Annotated in this window: 3 protein-coding genes; all 3 read left to right on the top strand. The window is 31.1% G+C overall.

The features are described from left to right. The first annotated feature begins 6 nt into the window (after positions 1-6). The 3 genes from V7056_RS20715 (at position 7) to V7056_RS20705 (ending at position 1,944) form a co-directional block, all read left to right on the top strand. Complete coding sequence (locus V7056_RS20715; RefSeq protein WP_499704274.1) at positions 7-750, top strand: class I SAM-dependent methyltransferase; 744 nt, start codon at positions 7-9, stop codon at positions 748-750. A 241-nt stretch (positions 751-991) separates the two neighbouring features. Beyond that, the gene (locus V7056_RS20710; protein WP_499704273.1) at positions 992-1,567 is read left to right on the top strand and encodes a GNAT family N-acetyltransferase; all 576 of its coding nucleotides are present in this window, start codon (positions 992-994) and stop codon (positions 1,565-1,567) included. A 197-nt stretch (positions 1,568-1,764) separates the two neighbouring features. Then, positions 1,765-1,944 carry a hypothetical protein gene (locus V7056_RS20705; RefSeq protein ID WP_499704272.1) on the top strand — a complete coding sequence of 60 codons (180 nt, stop codon included), beginning with the start codon at positions 1,765-1,767 and terminating at the stop codon, positions 1,942-1,944. The last annotated feature ends 53 nt before the right edge of the window (positions 1,945-1,997 follow it).

Raw genomic sequence — 1,997 nt, 5'->3', positions numbered from 1 at the left:
GTAAGTATGGAATATTACGGTGAACTATGTACGAGGATTTATGAGAGTAACAAGTCGATTGCTGAAGGTATAGAACTCGAATTTTTCCTTTCTTTTGTAAAAGACAAAAACATGAGAGTACTTGAACCAATGTGTGGAAATGGTAGAATGCTAATTCCATTTATGCAAGAAGGGATTGATATTGAAGGATTCGATATTTCGGACGATATGTTGAAATTGTGTAAAGAAAAATGTGATAAGTTAAATCTGCATCCAACTATTTTTAATCATAAAATTGAAGATTACAAAACTGATAAAAAATATGATTTAATTATCATTCCATTTGGCTCATTTTCTCTATTGCCAGAAGACTTAGTAGACTTGAGTTTAGACAATCTGAAATCGATGTTAATGGAAGATGGGAAAATACTATTAACGATTATAACCAAAAAAAGTGATCCAATAGAAATTTCAAATTGGGTTCAAACAAATTGCGTCCAATTTATTGATGAGAAAATTGTTGAATCTAAAAAAGTCCACTTCGATTCAGAAAATAATATGTTACATACGAAGTTAAAATATGAATTGATTCAAGACAATGAGGTTATGAAAACTGAAATAATGGACTTTCCAATGCGTCTATATGAAAATAGCGAGTTTGAAAATATATTAAGTAATAATGGACTTCAAAAAGTTGTAATCCACGAGGTGGAAAATGGATATGGTGTAGGCGCATCATTTCATGTTTACGAGTGTTCTATCAGAAAGTGAAAGCGGGTGTTTAAAGAAAACTTCAGGTGAGTACTTTTGGGAATGGCACTTTTCATAGAAAAAAATGTATAGACAATGTCTCTGTCACTAAACGAAAAGACCTTTTGCATTAGAACTTTCGTGTATGAAAATGGTAAATACTTCAAATACTTCATTTGAAGGTTGAATTCATGGCAATCTTACATTAATTCTTGTCCATAGCATATCACTATCGTTTAACAGGCAGAAAGGGAGAAAATAAATGCATTGGTATGAAAAACTAAATCAATATTTTCCTATAGAAGAAATGAAATCAAGGGAGCATATGGAGACTTTATTAAAAGAGCGGTCAGATATTTACCATAAGGATGAGGGACCTCACCATGTTCTAATGTATGCTGAACTGGATGATTTTGTATTTATTGATTATTTATTTGTTTCGAAGGATGCACGCGGACAGGGTTTGGGTTATAAACTGCTTGATCAGCTAAAGAAGAAAGGCAAACCGATCATTTTAGAGGTCGAGCCGGTTAATTATGATGATACTGATACAGAAAAAAGACTGCGCTTTTATAAAAGAGAAGGATTTGAGCATGCCCAATCAATCGGTTATAGTAGACGATCACTCGCAACGCAAGAAATAAATTCAATGGAAATCTTATATTGGTCTCCTAATAATGAGAGTGAAGATCTCATCTATAAAGCCATGAAAAAGACATACAACATGATTCACACATATAGAGATACACATTTTTACGGCGAATCCTATCAGCCAGTTCATGAAGTTCTCACCTTTAATGAAAATAAAGAAGGACAAAACATGTTAGAAGATATATAAGACTAATAATAGTAATTCATGAGATAGAATAACTTGAATGTAAGCCGAGGGAGTTTCATACTGCCTTGGCTTTTTATATTTTTACCAAAGGATTTTTAGTTTCTGCTTCTTAAACATACAAAATTCAAATATTAGTAAGAAGGAAATGGAAAATTATTGAAGAAGTATATTGATATATAATTTTTGGGGAGAATGTGATGTCAAATATAACTTGGTTTGCAATTGGGGCTATATTGTTAAGTGTTATAGATTATTCAATGTTTCATCTTGAAAGCAAAAGATGGAAATGGTTTGAAAAAAGTACTAGAATTCAAAAAGTTGGTTTATATAGTACGGTTTTTATAGTACTAATCGTAATTAATTATGTGACTTCTTAATAATTTAATAAATAACTTTAATTCAAAGTGAAGAATCTTTCACTATTGTATAG

The sequence above is a fragment of the Bacillus sp. JJ664 genome (assembly GCF_036962205.1).
GTDB lineage: Bacteria > Bacillota > Bacilli > Bacillales > Bacillaceae_G > Gottfriedia.
Note: the sequence above shows the minus strand (reverse complement) of the source record. Positions and strands in the feature narration are given on the sequence as shown.

What these genes read in the sequence shown, in the direction of transcription:
- V7056_RS20715 (WP_499704274.1), top strand. Translation starts at nt 7, where the DNA reads ATGGAATATTACGGTGAACTATGTACGAGGATTTATGAGAGTAACAAG.
- V7056_RS20710 (WP_499704273.1), top strand. Translation starts at nt 992, where the DNA reads ATGCATTGGTATGAAAAACTAAATCAATATTTTCCTATAGAAGAAATG.
- V7056_RS20705 (WP_499704272.1), top strand. Translation starts at nt 1,765, where the DNA reads ATGTCAAATATAACTTGGTTTGCAATTGGGGCTATATTGTTAAGTGTT.